This is a genomic window from Rhodopseudomonas sp. AAP120, assembly GCF_001295845.1.
Taxonomy (GTDB): domain Bacteria; phylum Pseudomonadota; class Alphaproteobacteria; order Rhizobiales; family Xanthobacteraceae; genus Rhodopseudomonas.
On sequence record NZ_LJIC01000012.1, the window covers coordinates 1 to 3,011 of the forward strand.

Below are 3,011 nucleotides of genomic sequence, written 5' to 3' on the forward strand. Positions count from 1 at the left end.
GTCGCCGTTGAGGGCTTCGTAGTTGTTCTTTTCGGAGGTCAGTTGCTCGTAGAGGTTGGCACCGTCGGGCAGTGCGGGGCGGACCAGGCCTTCGGCGAGGCGGCCCATCTCATGGCTGCGATCGATCAGACGCTCGGCGACGAGATGCACGACGCCTTCCGGGCTCGCCTGGACCTTGCCCTCGACCAGCACCAGCCGCGCGCCCATGACTTCCTTGCGATACTTCTCCATGATGGCCGGCCACACTACGATGTTGGCAATGCCGGTCTCGTCCTCGATGGTCATGAAGATCACGCCATTAGCGCTGCCCGGCCGCTGCCGCACCAGAACGACGCCGGCGCAGCGCATCCAGCGGCCGCTGGCGCGTTGCCTGGATTGCGACACCTCGCGGCACGTCACCACCCGCTCGGCCGCGAACAGCGCGCGCAGGAATTCCATCGGGTGGCCCTTCAGGGACAGCCGCACCGTCTGATAATCGGCGACGACGTGCTCGGCCATCGGCATTGCCGGCAACGGTGATGCGTGTTCGTCCTGCTGCTCTTGCGCGCGCGCCGCTTCGAACAGCGGCAGCGGCACGTCGTCGGGCAGCCGCCGCACCGCCCACAGCGCGGCGCGACGATCGAGCTTGAGCGAGCGGAAGGCGTCGGCGTCGGCGAGCAGGATCAGCGCGCGCTTGGGCAGCGCGGTAATGCGGGCGAACTGCTCCAGCGAATTGAAAGGCCCCCTCGCCCGCGCCGCGACGATGCGCGCCGCCCAATCGTCGCTGGGCGCTTCGCCGGCGTCGCGCCGCACCCGCTCCTCGTCCGGATCGGCCCAGCGAAAGCCGTCGATCATGCGGAAGCCGAGCCGCACCGCGTGATATTGGCCGGCTGTTTCTTCGAGCGTGCACTGGCCTTCGCTGAACGACACGTCGACCGGCCGCACCTCGACCTTGTTGGCCCGCGCATCGCCGACGATCTGCGCCGGCGCGTAGAACCCCATCGGCTGCGAATTCAAGAGCGCGCAGCAGAACGCGTCGGGATGCACGTGCTTGAGCCATGACGACGCATAGACCAGCTGGGCGAAGCTGGCGGCGTGGCTCTCGGGAAAGCCGTAGGAGCCGAACCCCTTGATCTGCTCGAAGCAGTTTTGCGCGAAGGCGCGCTCGTAGCCGCGCGCCACCATGTTCTCGACCATCATGGCTTCGAACTTGCCGATGGTGCCGACATTGCGGAACGTCGCCATGGCGCGGCGCAGACCGTTGGCCTGCTCGGGCGTGAACTTCGCCGCCTCGATGGCGATGCGCATCGCCTGCTCCTGAAACAACGGCACGCCGAGCGTCTTGTGCAGCACGCGGTGCAGTTCGTCCTTGTCGCCGTGTTGCGGCGACGGCGACGGATAGCTGACTTGCTCCTGCTTGTTCCGCCGGCGCAGATAAGGGTGCACCATGTCGCCTTGGATCGGACCGGGCCGCACGATCGCGACTTCGATGACGAGATCGTAGAACCGCCGCGGCTTCAATCGTGGCAGCATGTTCATCTGCGCGCGGCTTTCGACCTGGAACACGCCGAGCGACTCGCCGCGGCACAGCATGTCGTAGACCTCCGGCACTTCGCGCGGCAGGCTGGCGAGCGTCCAGCGCTGGCGCTTGTGCGCGTCGATCAGGTCGAAGCATTTGCGGATGCAGGTCAGCATGCCGAGCGCCAGCACGTCGACCTTCATCATCCTCAGCGTATCGATATCGTCCTTGTCCCATTCGATGAAGGTGCGGTCCGCCATCGCGGCGTTGCCGACCGGCACGTAGCTGTCGAGCCGGTCCTGGGTCAGCACATAGCCGCCGACGTGCTGCGACAGATGCCGCGGAAATTCGATCAGCTCGGTGGCGAGTTCGACGGCGAGCGCGATCATCGGATTGGCCGGATCGAGCCCGGCCTGCTTGACCTGCATGTCGTTGAGGCCCTTGCCCCAGCTGCCCCACACCGTATCGGCGAGTGCCGCGGTGACGTCCTCGGTCAGGCCCAGCGCCTTGCCGACGTCGCGGATCGCCGAGCGCGGCCGATAGTGAATGACGGTGGCGACGATCGCGGCGCGGTGGCGGCCGTAGCGGCGATAGACATATTGCATCACCTCTTCGCGCCGGATGTGCTCGAAATCGACGTCGATATCCGGTGGCTCCAGCCGCTCCTTGGAGATGAAGCGCTCGAACAAGAGATCGGTCTCGGCCGGGTTCACCGCGGTGACGCCGAGCACGTAGCACACCGCCGAATTGGCCGCCGAGCCGCGTCCCTGGCACAGGATGTTCTGCGACCGGGCGAACTGCACGATATCGTGCACCGTGAGGAAGTAGTGCGCGTACCGGAGCTTGCGGATCAGCCGCAGTTCCTTGTGCAGCGTCTTCTTGGTGCGCGGCGGAATGCCGTTTGGGAAGTAATTGCGCGCGCCGGCCCAGGTCAGGTCTTCGAGATGGCGCTGCGCGGTCTTGCCGGGCGGCACCGGCTCGTCGGGATATTGATATTTGAGCTGATCGAGCGAGAACTCGATCCGCTCGGCGAAACGCAACGTCTCGGCGATGGCGCCCTGATCCTGGCGGAACAGTCGTGCCATCTCGGCCGCCGGCTTGAGGTGGCGCTCGGCATTGGCTTCCAGCCGGCGCCCGACCTTGTCGATCGTGGTCTTCTCGCGCACGCAGGTGAGCACGTCCTGCAGCGCGCGCCGCGACGGGTGGTGATACAGCACGTCGTTGGTGGCGATGCACGGCACTTTCGCCGTGGCCGCAACCTGGCGGAGTCGATCGAGCCGCCGCTTGTCGTCGCCGCGATAATATGGCGCGAGGCCGAGCCAGACGTTGGGCGTGAGCGCGGTGAGACGCGTGAGTGCGGGTGTGATCGCCTTCGTTTGAAACCGATAAGACGGCATCACCACCAGCAGGATCTGAGAGTTACTGGCCATACGTTTCCCCCCGTCATGCCCGGGCTTGACCCGGGCATCCACGGACACCAGCACGGCCTTGCCTGTGGGCGTGGATGGGCGGG

Annotated in this window: 1 protein-coding gene; it reads right to left on the reverse strand. The window is 66.2% G+C overall.

The features are described 5' to 3' along the window. Positions 1 to 3,011 (reverse strand): error-prone DNA polymerase (locus IP86_RS01660; protein WP_054160837.1); only part of this gene is annotated, 3,011 nt, incomplete at both ends.